Annotated in this window: 17 protein-coding genes; 7 read left to right on the forward strand and 10 right to left on the reverse strand. The window is 61.2% G+C overall.

Annotated features, from left to right (window positions below; all coding sequences use genetic code 11):
- The first annotated feature begins 72 nt into the window (after positions 1-72).
- On the forward strand, positions 73-384 hold the full coding sequence (locus ACYQ14_RS08895; protein ID WP_459887234.1) for an ASCH domain-containing protein: 312 nt from the start codon (positions 73-75) through the stop codon (positions 382-384).
- Positions 385-561: 177 nt separating this feature from the next.
- Here the strand turns inward: ACYQ14_RS08895 and ACYQ14_RS08900 are convergent, their stop codons facing one another.
- From ACYQ14_RS08900 to ACYQ14_RS08910, 3 genes are read right to left on the reverse strand one after another with little or no spacing between them, the layout of a single operon-like run.
- A complete protein-coding gene (locus ACYQ14_RS08900; RefSeq protein WP_459887236.1) occupies positions 562-1227 on the reverse strand; it encodes a translation initiation factor IF-6 in 666 nt (221 codons plus the stop codon).
- A 1-nt stretch (position 1228) separates the two neighbouring features.
- On the reverse strand, positions 1229-1507 hold the full coding sequence (locus ACYQ14_RS08905) for a 50S ribosomal protein L31e (RefSeq protein WP_283836812.1): 279 nt from the start codon (positions 1505-1507) through the stop codon (positions 1229-1231).
- 8 nt (positions 1508-1515) lie between these two features.
- A complete protein-coding gene (locus tag ACYQ14_RS08910; protein ID WP_049951558.1) occupies positions 1516-1668 on the reverse strand; it encodes a 50S ribosomal protein L39e in 153 nt (50 codons plus the stop codon).
- Between the two features lie 158 nt (positions 1669-1826).
- On the opposite strand from ACYQ14_RS08910, the gene ACYQ14_RS08915 reads away from it, so the two are divergent.
- The 3 genes from ACYQ14_RS08915 to ACYQ14_RS08925 all read left to right on the forward strand — a co-directional run bounded on the left by ACYQ14_RS08915 (position 1827) and on the right by ACYQ14_RS08925 (position 3433).
- A complete protein-coding gene (locus ACYQ14_RS08915) occupies positions 1827-2396 on the forward strand; it encodes a magnesium transporter (RefSeq protein WP_459887238.1) in 570 nt (189 codons plus the stop codon).
- The gene (locus tag ACYQ14_RS08920; protein WP_459887240.1) at positions 2396-2974 is read left to right on the forward strand and encodes a magnesium transporter; all 579 of its coding nucleotides are present in this window, start codon (positions 2396-2398) and stop codon (positions 2972-2974) included. The genes ACYQ14_RS08915 and ACYQ14_RS08920 overlap by 1 nt, the downstream gene beginning before the upstream one ends.
- Positions 2975-3055: 81 nt before the next feature.
- Complete coding sequence (locus ACYQ14_RS08925) at positions 3056-3433, forward strand: hypothetical protein (protein WP_459887241.1); 378 nt, start codon at positions 3056-3058, stop codon at positions 3431-3433.
- A 31-nt stretch (positions 3434-3464) separates the two neighbouring features.
- Here the strand turns inward: ACYQ14_RS08925 and ACYQ14_RS08930 are convergent, their stop codons facing one another.
- The gene (locus ACYQ14_RS08930) at positions 3465-4673 is read right to left on the reverse strand and encodes a potassium channel family protein (protein WP_459887243.1); all 1209 of its coding nucleotides are present in this window, start codon (positions 4671-4673) and stop codon (positions 3465-3467) included.
- Between the two features lie 193 nt (positions 4674-4866).
- Between ACYQ14_RS08930 and serS the strand changes: the two genes are divergently transcribed.
- The gene (gene serS / locus ACYQ14_RS08935; RefSeq protein WP_459887245.1) at positions 4867-6246 is read left to right on the forward strand and encodes a serine--tRNA ligase; all 1380 of its coding nucleotides are present in this window, start codon (positions 4867-4869) and stop codon (positions 6244-6246) included.
- A gap of 252 nt (positions 6247-6498) precedes the next feature.
- On the opposite strand, the gene ACYQ14_RS08940 is transcribed toward serS, so the two are convergent.
- Positions 6499-8685 (reverse strand): elongation factor EF-2, encoded by a 2187-nt coding sequence (locus ACYQ14_RS08940; protein WP_459887247.1) that lies wholly within the window; start codon positions 8683-8685, stop codon positions 6499-6501.
- 250 nt (positions 8686-8935) lie between these two features.
- On the opposite strand from ACYQ14_RS08940, the gene ACYQ14_RS08945 reads away from it, so the two are divergent.
- Both ACYQ14_RS08945 and ACYQ14_RS08950 read left to right on the forward strand, forming a co-directional pair.
- A complete protein-coding gene (locus ACYQ14_RS08945) occupies positions 8936-9691 on the forward strand; it encodes a DUF5781 family protein (RefSeq protein ID WP_459887248.1) in 756 nt (251 codons plus the stop codon).
- 217 nt (positions 9692-9908) lie between these two features.
- Entirely contained in the window at positions 9909-10289 is a 381-nt protein-coding gene (locus tag ACYQ14_RS08950; RefSeq protein ID WP_459887250.1) for a hypothetical protein, read from the forward strand.
- A 291-nt stretch (positions 10290-10580) separates the two neighbouring features.
- Here ACYQ14_RS08950 and ACYQ14_RS08955 read toward each other — a convergent pair whose 3' ends face one another.
- The 5 genes from ACYQ14_RS08955 to ACYQ14_RS08975 form a co-directional block, all read right to left on the reverse strand.
- The gene (locus tag ACYQ14_RS08955; protein ID WP_459887251.1) at positions 10581-11189 is read right to left on the reverse strand and encodes a 30S ribosomal protein S7; all 609 of its coding nucleotides are present in this window, start codon (positions 11187-11189) and stop codon (positions 10581-10583) included.
- A gap of 2 nt (positions 11190-11191) precedes the next feature.
- The gene (locus ACYQ14_RS08960; protein WP_004267302.1) at positions 11192-11620 is read right to left on the reverse strand and encodes a 30S ribosomal protein S12; all 429 of its coding nucleotides are present in this window, start codon (positions 11618-11620) and stop codon (positions 11192-11194) included.
- A gap of 278 nt (positions 11621-11898) precedes the next feature.
- On the reverse strand, positions 11899-12318 hold the full coding sequence (locus ACYQ14_RS08965; protein ID WP_459887253.1) for a NusA-like transcription termination signal-binding factor: 420 nt from the start codon (positions 12316-12318) through the stop codon (positions 11899-11901).
- The gene (rpoA2, locus tag ACYQ14_RS08970) at positions 12318-13511 is read right to left on the reverse strand and encodes a DNA-directed RNA polymerase subunit A'' (protein WP_459887255.1); all 1194 of its coding nucleotides are present in this window, start codon (positions 13509-13511) and stop codon (positions 12318-12320) included. Before rpoA2 ends, ACYQ14_RS08965 begins: the two co-directional genes overlap by 1 nt.
- Complete coding sequence (locus ACYQ14_RS08975; RefSeq protein ID WP_459887256.1) at positions 13504-16467, reverse strand: DNA-directed RNA polymerase subunit A'; 2964 nt, start codon at positions 16465-16467, stop codon at positions 13504-13506. Before ACYQ14_RS08975 ends, rpoA2 begins: the two co-directional genes overlap by 8 nt.
- Between the last annotated feature and the right edge of the window lie 3 nt (positions 16468-16470).

Here is a 16470-nt window from a genome sequence, read left to right on the forward strand (position 1 = left end):
AGAGGCGGAGAAAACGACTGATACCGACTCGAGCAGCTGAACAGTTTTCCTCCTGGCGAGCGAACTCGAGCTATGAGCGAGATCGAACCAGGCGAACTCCTGCCGAGCGAACGAATGCGCGAACAGGCTCTCGGAGGCGAGGTCACACAGATCCACCGCGGCAATCAGTACGCCGACCCGGGCGATACGTTCGCCATCGACGGGACGACGTTCGAAGTCACCGAGATCACGGAGCGCACGCTGGGAGACCTGACCGACGAAGACGCACGGGCCGAAGGCCTCGAGGATCTCGAGGCGTACAGAGCCATGCTCGAACACGCTCACGACCACTTCGAGTGGGACGACGAGAGCGATATCGTTCGGCACAAATTCGAGAAACGGTGATTATCGCCACTGAAACAATCCGGTGAGAGTACCCGCAAGACTCACTCCACCAGCGGCTCGGGTGAGGGCTAATACGGGCCTAAAGTCGAATACAGGATTAAAGGACAAAACCGTAAGAAAACACGTCTACGGAATCAATAAACCGGTCTCGGCAACTCAGTCGATCCAGTCGACGACTCAGTCGATGTAGCCGAGCGCGTCTTCGATCCGACCGAGTTCGGGCCCCGTCGTATTCTCGCCGACGGCGTAGCCCGACTCGTTCGCGAGCAACCCGGAGCCCACGAGCGGAGCGCCGTAGTTGATCGTTCCGACATCGGCCCGGACGTCGAGTGCCTCCTCGAGCAAGTCGAGTTCCGCGTCGGTCGCCTTTGGATGGCAGAGGACGCCCGTGTTGTTCGCGACGGCGGCTGTCCCGACCGTCCGAACGCCCGCGAGGTTGCCGCGTTCGACCGGCACCTCGAGGGTGTCTTTAACGATTTTGATCGCTTCGCGCGGCAGATCGGGGTGGACGTACGCGCCGTAATCGTTGGCCAGCACGACGTTTCCGGCGGCGTTGATACTTCCCGGAAGCTCCGCGACGGGAACGCCGACGGCGTCTTCGATCTCCTCGCGCTCGATATCGAGGACGCGAGTGCTGACGAGCAAGCCGTTTTCGTTGCCCGTCGCGAGCGCGCCGACCGTCGAGGAGCCACCGACTGTCGTCCGTACCGGATCGACACTGAGTTCCTCGGCGAGCCCGTCGACGGTGTCGTCGTCGGCATCGGGCCGGACGAGCAGACACGAATCGGTCGCACGGGCGAAGACGCCAATATAGGACGATCCGGTGAAGGAGGCACGTAGCAAGTTAGTCGGCGACCTCGGCCTCGACGATGACCTCGCCGTCTTCGTCGAATCGCGCGGCGCGAACGCGAAGCTTTCGCGGCGGGTTCGATCGGCCTTCCGACCAGACGGTCTCGTTGATCGAGGGGTCGAGTCGGACGGCGTCTTCGTCGACCGCGAAGTGTTTTGCGAGGTGTTCGCGGATGATTGTCATTGCACGACCTGCGGCTTCGTGGTTTGCACCCTTCTTCACATCGCGCAGTGGGACGGTAACAACACGTTCTTCGAAATCAGTTGCACTCATAGATATCCTTACTCGTCGGTGTCGCTACGACGCCAGTTGCGTCGCTTCGGGTTTCGCTGGACGTTCATGTCGGTCTTGAGCATAACCCAGGACGGAACGCGGCTGTTCTGGTTCTCGAGCTTAGCGAGACGTTTTTTCTTGCCCTTCGATTTTTTACCCATAGTGGGCTGGTCTAGCCCACGCTGGCTTAAAATCCTGTCCATCCGTCGCCAGTCGTCCACCCGATTGAAATACCTCATCCGAAGCGACGAGAGCCCGATATCCGGTCGTCAGAGTCCCTTCTCGTTAGGTTTAACAGGGTACTGTGTGAGTCACAGATATGAGTGTCCGCGGTGACGTCTGGTCGATCTACCGTGAAGCGATCCCCATCCTGTTCATCGCGCTTGGCGGCGGCCTCTTCGCCGGATTAGTACTCGAGGGAATGGTCGAAAGCGTCGAACGATTTCCCGGCTTACTCGTGATGGTCCCCGTCTTTCTGGCCACGCGAGGAAACGTCTACGGCGCGCTCGGCGGACGCATCTCGAGCGGACTCCACCAGGGACTGATCGAACCGCGATTCGACTGGAACGAGCGACTCGTCAACGCGGTCGTGGCGTCGTTTATCAACGGCATCGGCATCTCGGTCGTGATCGGCGTCGTAACGTGGCTCGCACTCCAGATCATCGGCTGGGAGTCCGCCGCACTCTACGAGTTCATTGGGATCATGCTCATCGCGGGCGTACTAACCTCGTTCGTGTTGATATTCGGACTGCTGGCGTTGATCTTCGCCGGCTACAAGTACGGGTACGACCCGGACAACCTCGTCGGCCCGATCGTCACCACGCTCGGTGACATCTTCGGCATGCTGTTCTTGCTGTTCGCCATCGGCATCGTCGAGGTGATCGTCTGATGGTCGTTCCGCAGGGCTCGCTCGGGACGTGGGACGTCCGGAGCATCGTCGGCAACATGTTCCCGCTGTTGATCGTTCTCACCGTAATCGTGCTGATCGCGGGGATCACGCTCGAGGACGCAGAGGAAATGCTCACCGAGTACGGGTTGCTCGCCGTCATGGTCCCGACGATGGTCGACATGGGCGGAAACCTCGGCGCGATATTGAGCTCGAGGCTCTCGACGCGGCTTCACCTGGGGACGACGGATTTCGATCCGCGCGATCGAGAGCTGTGGGCAAACGTCCTCGCCGTCCTCGCCCTCGGCGCGACGATATTCACCGCACTCGCGGTCGGCGCGTGGCTCATCGGGCAGGTCATCGGCGCCGCGCTCCCGCTGTCGGTGCTGCTGACGATTTCGCTGATCAGCGGGATGTCGGTCGCGGTGATTGCGGTCATCTTCAGCTTCGCCGCGACGTACGCCTCGTTCCGGCTCGGGATCGACCCCGACGACACGACGATCCCGATCGTCACGAACGTCGTCGACGTCTTCGGGATGGTTATTTTCATCGGCGTTTCGGCGCTCGTGCTCGGTTTCTGATCGGCACCGGGAAGGGACGAGCGTGGACTCAACGAACGGTCTCAAGAAACGCTTATTCACGGTCGTAGACATGCATCAACTATGAGTGACAACGGAACGCTACAGACGACGCTCTCGATCGTGCTCGGAATCGTCCTCGTCGCGCTCGGCGTCGGGGCCTACGTACTCTCTGACTTCGCGAGTGTCACGGCGCTAATCCCGGCCGTCTTCGGCGTGGTGATCACCGCCCTGGGTGCCGTCGGCCGGGAAACGAATCGAGAACGGCTGAGCATCTACGGGGTCGGAATCCTGGCGCTCTTGGGAGTCATGGGATCCCTCCGGGGAATCCCGGACATCATCGCACTGGTCACCGGAGAAAGCGTCGACTCGAGCGTCGCCGCGATTTCCCAGGGGGCGATGATACTGATCAGTCTCGTCCTCGTTCTCGCCGTCGGAAAATACGTCCTCGACGAGCGGTAACGATCGCCGCGAACGGCCGATGCCCCGCGAGTCAGGCCCGCGCTAATTTTTCGAATTCGTCGGCCGCCGTTCGCGTCCCTTTCGAAATGAGAACATCCCCGCCGCGGAGTGTCGCGCCGGCTTCGCCGACGAGCAGCCATCCCTCCTCGGGGCGACGGATCGCGATAACGGACATCGTCGCATCGACGTCGGGAACGCCGGCGGTCACGGACGTGCCGTCGAGTTCGCTTCCCTCCTCGAGTTCGACGCGAGTGAGGATCTCGTCGCTCTCTTGGACCGCGAGGTGGACGACCGGGTGAACGTCGATATCCCTGAGAACGCCCTCGCTGATGTCGACTGCGGCGTCGCTGATGACCTCCGTACTGCTCCCGAGGTGAATCAGTCCCCGAAGCGCGACCGGGTCTTCGGCGTCGGCGGCCGCTCGCAGCGTCCAGGCTTCGAAGCGCGACTCCATGGCGTCGACTTCGACCTCGAGGTTTCGAACTTCCTCGGCGAGTTCCTCGCTGTCGAAGAGAATAGAGCTGTAAGCCAGATCGACAGCCAGCTCCGAGAGGTTCTTCATGTGCACGATCGTGTCGACGGCGCGCTCTAAGTCGTCGATCGCCGGCGCATCTGTTGCCGGCGGGTCGTAGGGCTTGCCTGTGAGTTGTTCGAACACGTCGCCGATCGACGACTCGGGGCCGCGAAGAAACGCGACGTCATCGGCCTCGATACGGGTCGTCGGACCAGGATTGAGCAACCACTCCTCACCCCGGCGAAGTGCGATAACCCGCACGCCGGTTTTAGATTCGAGGTCGATATCCTCGAGCGTCCGGCCCTCGTACTCGGAATCGCCGTCGACAACGCCGCGGACGAGCATCTCGACCGCCTCGGGGAGCGCCGCGCGCATCGCCTCGGGAAGTCTGATATCCTCGAGGACGATCTTCGCGATATCGCCGGCGGCGTCGCTGATCAGTCCCGCCGCGGCGACGATACCGAGCACTGGCGCGAGCTGTTCTGCTTCGTCCGGACTGCGCGCGGCCATCATCAGGCTCATTCGCGCGCGAAGCTCGAGGACGTCCATGCGCTCTTCCAATCGGAGGACTTCCGTCGCGAGCTCCTCGTTACGGTGTAATACCGCAGAGTAAGAGAGGTCAATCAACAGCTCGGCAGTGTCTTTCATCTCGACCAGAACGTCTTTGACGCTGACGGGCTCGTACTCGACGGGCCGCGACGACGCCTCACCCTCGAACGGATCCATAGCGGAGAACTGCGCTCCCGGCAAAAAAGCGTTTCCCGCGAACTTCGGCTTCGAAGCGGACAGTGACGATATGAGTCATCCCAAGACGGATTACGACCACTCGTTCCGGATCGGGTGGTCTCGTTGCGATTTGATTCGCGCGAAACGTCGTCTTCCGACACGGTTTTGCCGAGCGACAAAGAATCACCGTTCAATGCTCGATCGGACCTATCTACGCGAGAACCCTGACGCGGTACGCGACGCTCTCGAGAATCGAGGGACCGACGTCGATTTCGACGAGATCCTCGACCTCGACGAACGCTGGCGCGAACTGAAAGCACGCGGCGACGAGCTTCGTCACGAGCGCAACGAGATTAGCTCTCAGATCGGCGAACTGAAACAGGAGGGCAAAGACGGCGAGGCCGAGGAAGCCATCGAGCGATCGCAGTCGCTCAAAGCCGACATTGAGGACGTCGAATCCGAGGCTTCGGAACTCGAGGACGAACTCGAAGCGCGGATGCTCGAAATCCCACAGGTCCCCGACGAGAGCGTCCCCGTCGGCGAGGACGAGGCCGACAACGTCGAACACCGCCGCTGGGGCTTCGACGGCGAGCACGACCTGCCCGAGGAGGTCGTCCCCCACTACGATTTGGGCGAGGAACTCGATATCATCGACGAGGCTCGCGGCGCGAAGACGACCGGCTCCGGCTTCTACTTCCTGAAAGGCGACGGTGCCCGCCTCGAGCACGCGCTGATCCAGTTTATGCTCGACGTCCACCGTGAGCAGGACTACGTCGATATCTTCCCGCCCGTGCCGGTCAACAGCCAGTCGATGCGCGGAACCGGCCAGCTCCCGAAGTTCGCCGACGACGCCTACCGTCTCAGCGGGGATAACGAGGAAGCGTACGACGACGACGATCTCTGGCTCTGTCCGACCGCGGAGGTCTCGGTCACCAACATGTACGCCGACGAGATCCTGCTTTCCGACGACCTCCCGCTCAAGCATCAGGCCTACTCGCCGAACTTCCGACGCGAAGCCGGCGAGCACGGGACCGAGACGCGGGGCATCGTCCGCGTCCACCAGTTCAACAAGGTCGAACTGGTCAACTTCGTCGACCCCGAAGACAGCGAGGAACGCCTCGAGTCGTTGCTCGGGGAAGCAGAAGAAGTCCTGCGTAAACTCGAGCTTCCCTACCGAATCCTCGAGCTCTGTACCGGCGACCTGACCTTCGCCTCGGCCAAGACCTACGACATCGAAGTCTGGTCGCCTGGCGACGACATGGAAGACGGCCCTGAGGAAGGCGGGCGGTGGCTCGAGGTCTCCTCGGCCTCGAATTTCAAGGAGTTCCAGGCCCGTCGCGCCGGGCTTCGATACCGACCCGAACGACACGAATCGGCCGAGTACCTGCACACGCTGAATGCCTCCGGGCTCGCGCTTCCTCGAGTGATGGTGGCGGTCCTCGAGTATCATCAGAACGACGACGGAACCGTGACGATTCCCGAGGCGCTTCGGCCGTACATGGGCGGTCAGGAGGTTATCGAGGGCCACGAGAAAGTCGGCGAGAGTGCGCTCGGAGCGGGCGAGCGCGAATAACGAGACGCACGGCCAGTTGCTTACTCGAGACATTCGGCCTGTTCAGCCTGTAGACCTGCTACGTTAACTGTTTCAACGAAGCGCCAACTACCGGCACAACTTGGTGCTCAGAAGTTGCGTTTCGTTAATAAGAGTAACTAAGGCCAGCAACTGCAGCCGATTCAATAATCGCATACGGAACGAAGAAGCGGCTCTCAACCGAAGGGACGATCGAAAAGGCGATATCCGCAAAACGGGATCCGCAGAAGGGCCTTAGATATACTCGATAGCTGGCGGCAGTTCGAGTTTCATGCCCTTGCGCTCTCGGATCTCCATAACCTTCTCACGCTGGAGCGAGTCGGACATGACCTCGAACCCTGCGTTCTCCGTGTTCCAGGAGGCGCGACCCTCGGTCGCGGAGCGAATGTCGCTCGCGAATCCGATCATCTCGTCGACGGGCGCGATACCCTCGACGACCATGAGGTCTCCTTCCTGGTACATGTCGTCGACGCGGCCACGACGACCCTGGATCTCGCCGGAGGCGGCACCCATGTGGTCGTTCGGCACGTCGATACGGCAGTCCTGCATCGGCTCGAGCATCTTGATCTGGCCGTCGATCAGCGACTTGTGGACGGCGTTTCGCGTTGCCGGGATAACCTGTGCAGGGCCACGGTGGATGGTGTCCTCGTGGAGTCGTGCGTCGTGAAGTCGGATGAGCGTTCCCTGGACCGGCTCGTTCGCGAGCGGACCGTTGTCGAGGGCGTCCTCGAGTCCCTCGATGAACAGCTCCATCGTCTCGTTCAAGTGCTGGATACCTTTCGTCTGGTCCAGCAGGATGTTCGAGCCGTGAATGTGCTCGACGTCCTGGGAGTCATCTTTGTCCATGCCGGATTCCTGCAGGGCTTCGCGGCGTTCCTGCTCGGGCATGTCCATGGACGCCTCGCCCATCTTGATCGTGTCGACGAGCTCCTCCGAGAGCGGCTCGACGGAGATGTAGAAACGGTTGTGGCGGTTCGGCGAGATCCCCTCGACCTGATCGCTGGCCTGCTGGATCGCCTCGCGGTAGACAACGATCGGTTCACCGGTGTTGACCGGAATCCCCTGGTTCTTCTCGATACGCTGGGTGATAACCTCGAGGTGGAGCTCACCCTGACCGGAGATCAGGTGTTCGCCCGTATCCTCGTTGATCGTAATCTGGATCGTCGGATCCTCCTTGGAGACCTGTCGGAGCGTTTCGATCAGCTTCGGCAGGTCGTCCATGGTCTGTGCCTCGACGCTCTTGGTGATGACCGGTTCCGAGATGTGCTCGATCGATTCGAACGGCGTCATCTCCGTGCTCGAGACGGTCGAACCGGCGATCGCATCCCGAAGACCGGTGACGGCGGCGATGTTCCCCGCCGGAACGTTGTCCACTTCCTCGCGTTCGCCACCCATGTAGATACCGACGGACTGAACGCGGTTCTTGCCCGCAGTCCCGGAGACATAGAGTTCCTGGCCCTTCTCGAGTGTTCCTGAGAAGACACGACCGCTGGCGATTTCGCCGGCGTGTGGGTCCATCGAGATATCGGTGACCATCAGGACGACTTCGCCGGATTCGTCGACGAGGCGCATCTGCTCTGCGAGTTCGGATTCGGCGTCGCCACGCCAGACCCGCGGAATACGACGCGGCTGTGCGTTGACTGGGTTCGGGAAGTGCTCACAGACCATGTCGAGTACGACGTCCGACAGCGGCGTCTTCTCGTGGAGCTCCTGGCGACTGTCCGAGCGCTCGAGTTCCATGATCTCGGCGAAGTCCATGCCGGTCCGTTGCATCGACGGCATCGAGACACCCCACTTGTAGAGTGCGGAACCGAAGCCGACGGTACCGTCTTCGACGGAAACCGTCCAGTCCTCGATGTCGTCCATATCCTGGGTCATTCCCCGGATCAATTCGTTGACATCGTTGATGACCGAGACGAGACGCTGTTGCATCTCCTCGGGACCCTCCTGCAGTTCGGAAATCAGGCGGTCGACCTTGTTGATGAACAGGGTCGGTTTGACGCCTTCGCGAAGCGCCTGCCGGAGGACCGTTTCGGTCTGTGGCATGGCACCCTCGACGGCGTCGACGACGACGAGCGCACCGTCAACGGCACGCATCGCACGGGTTACGTCGCCACCGAAGTCGACGTGGCCCGGCGTGTCGATGAGGTTGATGAGGTGGTTCGTGTCCTCGTACTCGTGGGTCATCGAAACGTTCGCCGCGTCGATGGTGATCCCACGTTCCTGCTCGTCTTCTTCCGTGTCCATCGCGAGCTGTTCACCGGCAGTGTCGTCGGAGATCATGCCGGCACCGGCCAGCAGATTGTCCGAAAGCGTCGTTTTACCGTGATCAACGTGAGCGGCGATAGCGATGTTCCGGATGTTCTCCGGTTCGTCCATCAACCGTTCACACTCCTGTACGATCTTCTTGCGTCGGCCCATATATCCACCTTTACCGGCAGTGGGGTCAAAAGGGTAGTGTTTCGCTGGCGTCGGAAATCGAGACAATAACCCGCTGGATGACGTGAATCTCCCGTTTCCGTGAGTGAATGCCACGCAAGATCGAACCGACAGAACGGAACCTTCAGCGGATCTCATCGCAACCGAAACCCCCACCGGCTCGAGCAACAGTGCTCGACGCCGACGAACGGGCGAAAAAGACATACACGACCAGCCCTTGCTACTGATAACCATGGATCTCCGCGTGCACGGATCGGGCCCCGCCGCCCCCTTTCTCAGCGCCCGTGACCGCTTCGAAACCGAACACGACCTCTCGCTCCCCGTTACCGTTCGTCTCAGAGACGACCCCGACGAACGGACCTGGGCCGCCCACTACGATGACTACCACGTGCTGAACATCTCGAGACAGGTCGCCTCGAGCGCGATGGCCAGCGAACTCGCCCTCCACGAGTTCGCCCACATGGCCCGCCACGAGGAGGCCCACCCCTCCCACACCCAGTCCATCGACGAAGTACTCTACCTCTCGCTCGCGGGCAAGCGCGTCGAGCGCCGAAAACTCGCCCACTGCTACCAGATCGCCAATCACATGAAAGACATCTACGCCGACGACATCACCCTCTCGGTGGGCCCCGGCGAGAAACTACTTGCCTTCCTCGAGTCCTCGCTCGCGGCGGCGGTCGCGGATCGACCGAACCCGCCTTCGAGACCCGGCCTCGAGCGAATCTCGCCGAGCGCCGACCCCGAAATCACCGCAGTCAACGCCGCGTTTGCGCTGGCGCTGGCCGAACGTCACGACCTCCTCGAGGACGACCACCGACTGTACGACCTCGCCCACGCGGCCGCGATGGACGCCCCCGGAATCGATTTCGAGGGATTCAGGGAACGGTTTCGAGAGTTGGCCGAGGAACCGGACTCGAGTTCCTACAAGCAAGTGCTCGTGGACGCGACGCGATCCTACGTCAGCGACGACACCGTAGCGGCGGACTGAAGCCGAGGCAACCGTGCTCGAGAGAACGAACGACTCCGTCCCAGATGAGAGCTACGGCCCGGACAAGCGTGTGCGAGTTGGTTTCTGAACCATCACCGCGTGATCTCTGACGACATCCTCTGTCAATTCCTCCCACGGGAGCCTCGTTCACTCACTACTGCCGAAACTATTATGGGACAATATATAGATTTCTTACACAATCGCCCCGAGCACATAAATGAATAAGACGCCTACCCTCTCGAGCCCCGTTCGATTCGCCGTCGATACAATCGCTCTCACAGTCGCCTCCGTCGTGTTGTTGTTCGGGGGAACCCAACCCGGAATCGTGACGCCGACGTTCACGTGGGTTACGGGGGCGCTCGTGTTTGCAGGCCTTGGTGCCGGAGTCATCGTCTGGAACTATTCGGCCACAAATGGAGTGGGATTAGCACGGCCCCAGTTTTCTCGGTACCCGCTCGTACTGGCCCTAGCCGGAACTGTTCTCTTTGGACTCCTCTGGGTCGCGTTCGTCCCTCCCGCCTACGGCGCCGATCTGGTATACGGCGTGACGACGCTTCTCTGGACGACGTATATCCTCTCGTGTGCTGAACAGTTCTAGTTCGGCCGCTCCTGGGAACGATTCGGAGAGAACGGTTCCAGCGCGAAACCGTCGATTGCTCGAGGGCCGTCACGAAGATGGCTGTGCTCTCGAGTGCCGTGGCGACAAATCGCCGTAGTATATCGAGCGAACGGAACACGTTTAGCGTGGCTTACGGCCTTCACCCTCGGGGTCAAGCCCCGAGGCACTCGGCCTGCTCCGCCTGTAGAGATCCGAAACCACTCAAAACCGCCTACCGTGAAAACGAGAGCTATCGCTCTCGAGGGGCTGAAAACAAAAGTGAAAAACGCGTTAGCGTGCGGCGGCCGCGACGCGCTCTTTTTCTTCTTTCTGACTGATCGCGTACGTCTGGACGTCGTAGTCCGCGGCACCGATCAGCTGACTCGCGATCGCCTCCTCGGCGGGCGTCGGCGTCTTGAAAGAATTGTTCTGGACGCCGTCGGCGATGAACTTCAGCGACTGGTCGACACGTCGCTGTGGGGCAACGTCAACCGCCTTCGGAACGGAGATGCCACCGTATTTCAGGCGGACGGTCTCCTCTCGAGGTGCGGCGTTTTCGACGGCCGAAACGAGCACCTGCACGGGGTTTTCCTCCGTGCGTTCGTGGATGATGTCGAAGGCCTCACGGACGAGGTTCAGCGTCTGCTGTTTCTTGCCCGTGTTCTCTTCGGTCTGCATCAGCCGGTTGATAAAGCGCTCGACGATCGAGATCTGGGACTTCTGGAACTGCTTGCTCGCGTGTCGGCCCGCGGTGTGAGCAACGGGCGTCGCGTTGATGTATCGCTCCGTCGAGGGGTCGCCGTACTCGATTTCGCCGATATCCCACTTGCCGAACAGCTGCGCCGAAACGTCAGCATCGCCGGCGGGTGCATCTGGGTCTGGTTGGTCTTCTGCCGCCATGATTATCGCACCGGTTTTTCCGCGTTTCCGCGAACGAGTTCTTTGAGTGCGACACCGTTGACCTTGTCAACCTTGTAGTTAACACCGGAAAGGTCACCCATCGCACGACCCTTCGCTCCACCGATACCGGCGATGGTCACTTCGTCGTGCTCGTCGATGAACGAAATTGCACCGTCACCGGGACAGAACGCGGTGACCTGCTTTCCATTCTTGATCAGCTGCACTCGGACGCACTTTCGAATCGCCGAGTTCGGCTGTTTTGCCTCGATACCAACCTTCTCGAGGACAATCCCGCGAGCCTGCGGGGCACCCTCGAGCGGGTCGGACTTCTCTCGAAGTCCACGTGCACGGCGCGCGTAGTCAGAGTCGGACCACCGCTGATTCTGGCGGTCCTTCTTGAGCTTGCGCGCGGCGTATTTGCCGTTTGCCATGCACGTCGGTATCCGACGGAGGCACTTAAGCATCCCTGTTTGGAGTCGGTGTTACGTCCCGAGAACGCTCGAGGTACCCCCCTCGAGGAATCTGAGCGCGTTTCATAACGACTCGAGTTACGGGCAGAACGCGGCGTAGCGCCCCTCGGCGGGCAGGAGGTGTCCGAACGTTCGCCGACAGCTCGGCTTTCCCGTTTCGGAACGCATCTCGAACCCTCCATCGCGAAAGACGTCCCTCGAGTCAACTCGTTTCTCGCAAAAGGAAACTCGCGACCGCGTCAGATCAACTGCACGTCGTCGAATCCGAAGTGCCGGTCGCACAACGTGCGTGCCCGCTCGATCGTCTCGCCGTTCGAACCGATCGCGACGCCGCGGTCTTCGTCCGCGACCTCGACGTAGGCGACGAGGTCGTCGTTCTCGCTGACCGTTACGTTGTACACCGCGGCGGGTGCGAGCGTGTTCGCGACGAACGTCTCGGGATCGTCCGCGTTTTCGACGAGCCGAACCGACTTGTCGACGCGATCCTCGAACTGCATCACGTTCTGCCCGCCGGGCCCGATCGCTTCGCCCATCTCGCCGCTTTCGACCACGATTAACAACTGGTCGTCGTCGACGAGACAGTCCTGGCCCGTTGTCTCAGTCGCGTCTTCGAAGGCCGCGAGGTACCGGCGCGCCTCGTCCTCGAGGGTGACGCCCATCAGTCGGCTTGACTACCCGACCCGGTCGATCCCATCCGCAGGTCGACGTCGCCGGTTCCGAGCTTGATCGGTTTGCCGACGATGACGTTCTCCGTGACGCCATCGAGTTCGTCGATCTCGCCGTGAATCGCCGCGTTCAGGAGGTGGTTAACCGTGACCTCGAACGCCGCCCTCGCGAGGACGGAATCTTTCGATCCGGAAATACCGTGGCGACCGATCGACTCGATCGTTCCTTCGTTGCTCATCATGTCGGCGACGAGCATCAGGTGCCGAACGTTCACGTCGTCGAGCCCCTGCTCGGCCAGCGTGTTGTTCGTCTCCTCGATGATCGTCTCTCGAGCGGCCTCGATCCCGAGGTTGCGGTGAATCTCGTGGATGTTGTTACACTTCGTCCGCGAGGCGTCGACGCCCTCGATCGCGAGCGCGTCGCCGAAGGCCGACCCCTCGGTGTAGAGGACGAACTCCTCGTTGCCGTCGTCCAACTCTTCGCGCCGGATAACGACCCGAGAGACCTCTTCGATACCCTTGAACGTGATATCCCGAAGCTCTTCAACGAGCTGGAGGAGATCGCGGTAGGACGGCTCTTCGGGACCGAACTCGATCGTCGCCCCCTGCTGAACCGTTTTCACGCCGAGATTGTCCTCGATGATATCCGCGACCTCTTCGGCCGTGATCATCCGCTCCTCGAGCGTATCCTGGTTGAGCGAGATCTGGACCCGCATATCTGCGACGTTCGTCGACACGTCACCGAGTGCGAGGATCTGCGTTGCCTCGATCTTCCAGACGACCTCGTGGGCTTTCTCGCGTTCGGTCGCGTACTCGTCCTCGAGGAACACCGTCATCATCGGTGTATCCGGCGTCTTCCGTGCGTCGACAAGCTCGATGAGGCGTGGAAGCCCCTGGGTCACGTCGATCTCCGCGACGCCGGCGTAGTGGAACGTGTTCATCGTCAGCTGCGTCCCGGGTTCGCCGATCGACTGCGCGGAGACGGTGCCAACGGGGTCGAGCGGATCGACTCGCGTATCGACATACTTGTTCTCGACGGCGGTGACGATTTCGTTGATCTGCTCGTTCGTGAGCGCGTCTCGAGCTTCGATCGTCTCGTAGACGTTGTCTTTGAGTCGTCGCGGCAGATCCGAATCTTCGACGAGAACGATCGTGTCCTCGCTGACGTCGTAGGCGATCTCAGTCATCGGAGCTCACCTCCGCGCCGTCGGGCAATCGACGACTGTCCGCGTGCTCGGAGAGGTTCGTCGTCTCCTGTTTCGGACCGATGAACGCCGCCTTCTCGGCGTCGTCCTCGAACTCGGCCTCGACGATGCGGTCGGCGATTCCGTCGACGTCGACGGCGTGTTCCTCGTCGGAGCCGACCTTGACTGGCGAGGTGCCGTCCTCGCCGAACTCGAACTGAACGATCGTGTCGCTCGTATCTCGAACGGTCCCGTCGTACTGGGTCTCGAGTTCCGAGAGCGCGTTGATCAGCCGGCGCTGGAGGTAGCCGGACTTCGACGTCCGGACTGCCGTGTCGACCAGCCCTTCGCGGCCACCCATCGCGTGGAAGAAGAACTCGCGCGGTGTGAGTCCACTCGTGTAGGAATTCTCGACGAACCCGTGTGCCTCAGCCGAGAGGTCGTTTGGTTCGTAGTGCGAGAGGGTCCGGTCCTCGTAGCCGCGGTTGATACGCTCTCCCCGAACTGCCTGCTGGCCGACACAGCCGGCCATCTGGGTCAGGTTGAGCATCGAGCCACGCGCTCCGGATTCGGCCATGACTACGGCCGGGTTGTCCTCCGTGAAGTGCTCCTCCGCAATGTTACCCGCGTTGTCACGTGCCCGCGAGAGCGTCTGCATGATCTTCATCTCGAGGGTTTCGTCGATCGTTCGGCCGGGCAGGCTCTCGAGTTCGCCCGCATCGTAGGCGTCGATCAGTTCCTCGACGCGGTCGTTCGCATCGAGGATCGTCTCGTCGATGCGATCCTGAGCCTCTCCGGGGATCGTCTCGTCGTCGATCCCGATCGAGAACCCGAAGTGCATGATCGCACGCATCGCCAGCGTCGAGACTTCGTTGATGAAGACTCGAGCGCGGGTGTTCCCGTACTCCTTTGTGATTGTGTCGACGATCTCTCCGCCGAACTCGCCAACCTCGTCCTCGGCGATGGTGCCCTCGAGGAGCTGTCCGTCCTCAATGGTCACATCCTCGCCGACGGTGCCGGTAAAGTGGAGGTTGAGATCGTCCGGCAGGAGTTCGGAGAAGACGTCGTGGCCGGTCCAGAACGGCTCGTCTTCGTCGTCGATGCCGCTCGGTTCCGGCAGCTCATCGATCCGCGTCGCGCGAAGCAAGTCAAGCGCCTGCGTCTCGTTGAATCGCGGATTATCGTGCGTGAGCAGATACGTTCCGGAGATGTGGTCCTGAATCGCGCCGATGATGTTCTCACCGAAGCGGGGGCTCAGGATCTGTTCTTGCACGCGCATGAGGACGCGCGCTTCCGCGCGGGCTTCCTCGTTCTGCAACGCGTGCATGTTCATCTCGTCGCCGTCGAAGTCAGCGTTGTACGGCGGACAGACGACAGTGTTGAGACGGAACGTCTTGTACGGCATGACCACGACCTCGTGGGCCATGATCGACATCCGGTGTAGGGACGGCTGGCGATTGAAGATGACGATATCGCCGTCGATGAGGTGTCGGTTGACCTCCCAGCCGGGACCGATCGTCTGAATTCCTTCCGCGTCGGAATCCTCGGTCATCCCGGCGAGTGCCTCGCAGTTTTTCTCGGTGACCTTCAGCCGACGGCCGTCGGGTCGGCGAACGTAGTTCGCACCGGGATGCGAATTCGGCCCGTTCGCGACGTATCGTCGTGCATCCTCGACGTTTCGCTCGGTGACGAGCATCGTCTGGGTCATCTCCGAGGCGACCCGGTCGGGAACGCCGACCTCGTTGAGCGAGAGGGTTGGGTCCGGCGAGATGACGGTCCGGGCGGAGAAGTTCACGCGCTTCCCCGAGAGCGATCCGCGGAACCGACCCTCCTTGCCTTTGAGTCGCTGGCTGAGGGTCTTGAGCGGTCGACCCGAGCGGTGTCGAGCCGGCGGCGTTCCGGAGATTTCGTTGTCCATGAACGTCGTGACGTGGTACTGAAGCAGCTCCCAGAGGTCCTCGATGATCAGCTGTGGCGCACCGGCCTCACGATTCTCCATGAACCGCTGGTTGATCCGGATGATGTCCACGAGCTTGTGCGTGAGGTCGTCTTCCGAACGCTGGCCGTTGTCCAACGTGATCGACGGTCGCGCCGTCACGGGCGGAACCGGCAACACGGTGAGAATCATCCACTCCGGACGGGAACGGTCGGAATCGATCCCGAGCACTTCGATATCCTCGTCGGGAATGTTTTCGAACCAGTCCCGGATGTCACTCGGCATCAGCTTATTCGTGTCCTCCTCGGTGAGGTCGATATCTAAGGCCTTCTCGATAGCCTTCCGCTGGCTCTCGCGTGGCCGGAACGATCCCGAGAGGATCTCGTTGACTCGAGTGATCTCGATGTCGGTCTTCTCGGCGAGTTCGTCCGGCGTCGTTCGCTCGATGCCTTCCTCTTCGTCGCCCTGCATCGCTCCTGCGATGCGCTGGGAGAACTCACTCGTGAGAACCTGCTGAACCTCATAGTAGGTCGTCGGCTTCTCGTGATCGATGTCGTACTGGATTTCGCCGCAGTGTGGACACCGATCTTTCTTTCGAGCCTGTCGAATCGCGGACTTGGTAACGTCGTTTAGGTCTCGTCCGAGTTTCCGGGATTCCGTGATGTCGTCGCGGAACTCGTCCCGTTCGTCTTCGGTCAACAGGAGCTTCGAACACTCTCGACAGGTTCCGCGAAGGAGCCGTCGAATGAGTTTGGTAAAGCCGACGTGGATGACCGGCGCGGCCAGTTCGATGTGGCCGAAGTGGCCGTTACACGACCCGGAGTGTTTGCCGCAGGTCTTACACTCGAGGCCGGGGTCGATGACCCCCAGTCGCGGGTCCATCAGCCCCATGTCGATGGGGAACCCGTCGTCGTCGTACGTGTCGGCGGTGATGATCTTCGTCGCGCTCATCTCCCGATACTCCTCGGGCTCCATGAGCCCGAAGTTTATCGATCCGATGTCTTTTGGTGTGCTGTTTTGCATGGG

The organism is Halostagnicola bangensis (assembly GCF_054653435.1).

Excerpts from the sequence above, each read along its gene's own strand:
- ACYQ14_RS08895 (WP_459887234.1), top strand. The coding sequence starts at position 73 with ATGAGCGAGATCGAACCAGGCGAACTCCTGCCGAGCGAACGAATGCGC.
- ACYQ14_RS08905 (WP_283836812.1), bottom strand. The coding sequence starts at position 1,507 with ATGAGTGCAACTGATTTCGAAGAACGTGTTGTTACCGTCCCACTGCGC.
- ACYQ14_RS08910 (WP_049951558.1), bottom strand. The coding sequence starts at position 1,668 with ATGGGTAAAAAATCGAAGGGCAAGAAAAAACGTCTCGCTAAGCTCGAG.
- ACYQ14_RS08915 (WP_459887238.1), top strand. The coding sequence starts at position 1,827 with ATGAGTGTCCGCGGTGACGTCTGGTCGATCTACCGTGAAGCGATCCCC.
- ACYQ14_RS08920 (WP_459887240.1), top strand. The coding sequence starts at position 2,396 with ATGGTCGTTCCGCAGGGCTCGCTCGGGACGTGGGACGTCCGGAGCATC.
- ACYQ14_RS08925 (WP_459887241.1), top strand. The coding sequence starts at position 3,056 with ATGAGTGACAACGGAACGCTACAGACGACGCTCTCGATCGTGCTCGGA.
- ACYQ14_RS08930 (WP_459887243.1), bottom strand. The coding sequence starts at position 4,673 with ATGGATCCGTTCGAGGGTGAGGCGTCGTCGCGGCCCGTCGAGTACGAG.
- serS (WP_459887245.1), top strand. The coding sequence starts at position 4,867 with ATGCTCGATCGGACCTATCTACGCGAGAACCCTGACGCGGTACGCGAC.
- ACYQ14_RS08940 (WP_459887247.1), bottom strand. The coding sequence starts at position 8,685 with ATGGGCCGACGCAAGAAGATCGTACAGGAGTGTGAACGGTTGATGGAC.
- ACYQ14_RS08945 (WP_459887248.1), top strand. The coding sequence starts at position 8,936 with ATGGATCTCCGCGTGCACGGATCGGGCCCCGCCGCCCCCTTTCTCAGC.
- ACYQ14_RS08950 (WP_459887250.1), top strand. The coding sequence starts at position 9,909 with ATGAATAAGACGCCTACCCTCTCGAGCCCCGTTCGATTCGCCGTCGAT.
- ACYQ14_RS08955 (WP_459887251.1), bottom strand. The coding sequence starts at position 11,189 with ATGGCGGCAGAAGACCAACCAGACCCAGATGCACCCGCCGGCGATGCT.
- ACYQ14_RS08960 (WP_004267302.1), bottom strand. The coding sequence starts at position 11,620 with ATGGCAAACGGCAAATACGCCGCGCGCAAGCTCAAGAAGGACCGCCAG.
- ACYQ14_RS08965 (WP_459887253.1), bottom strand. The coding sequence starts at position 12,318 with ATGGGCGTCACCCTCGAGGACGAGGCGCGCCGGTACCTCGCGGCCTTC.
- rpoA2 (WP_459887255.1), bottom strand. The coding sequence starts at position 13,511 with ATGACTGAGATCGCCTACGACGTCAGCGAGGACACGATCGTTCTCGTC.
- ACYQ14_RS08975 (WP_459887256.1), bottom strand. The coding sequence starts at position 16,467 with ATGCAAAACAGCACACCAAAAGACATCGGATCGATAAACTTCGGGCTC.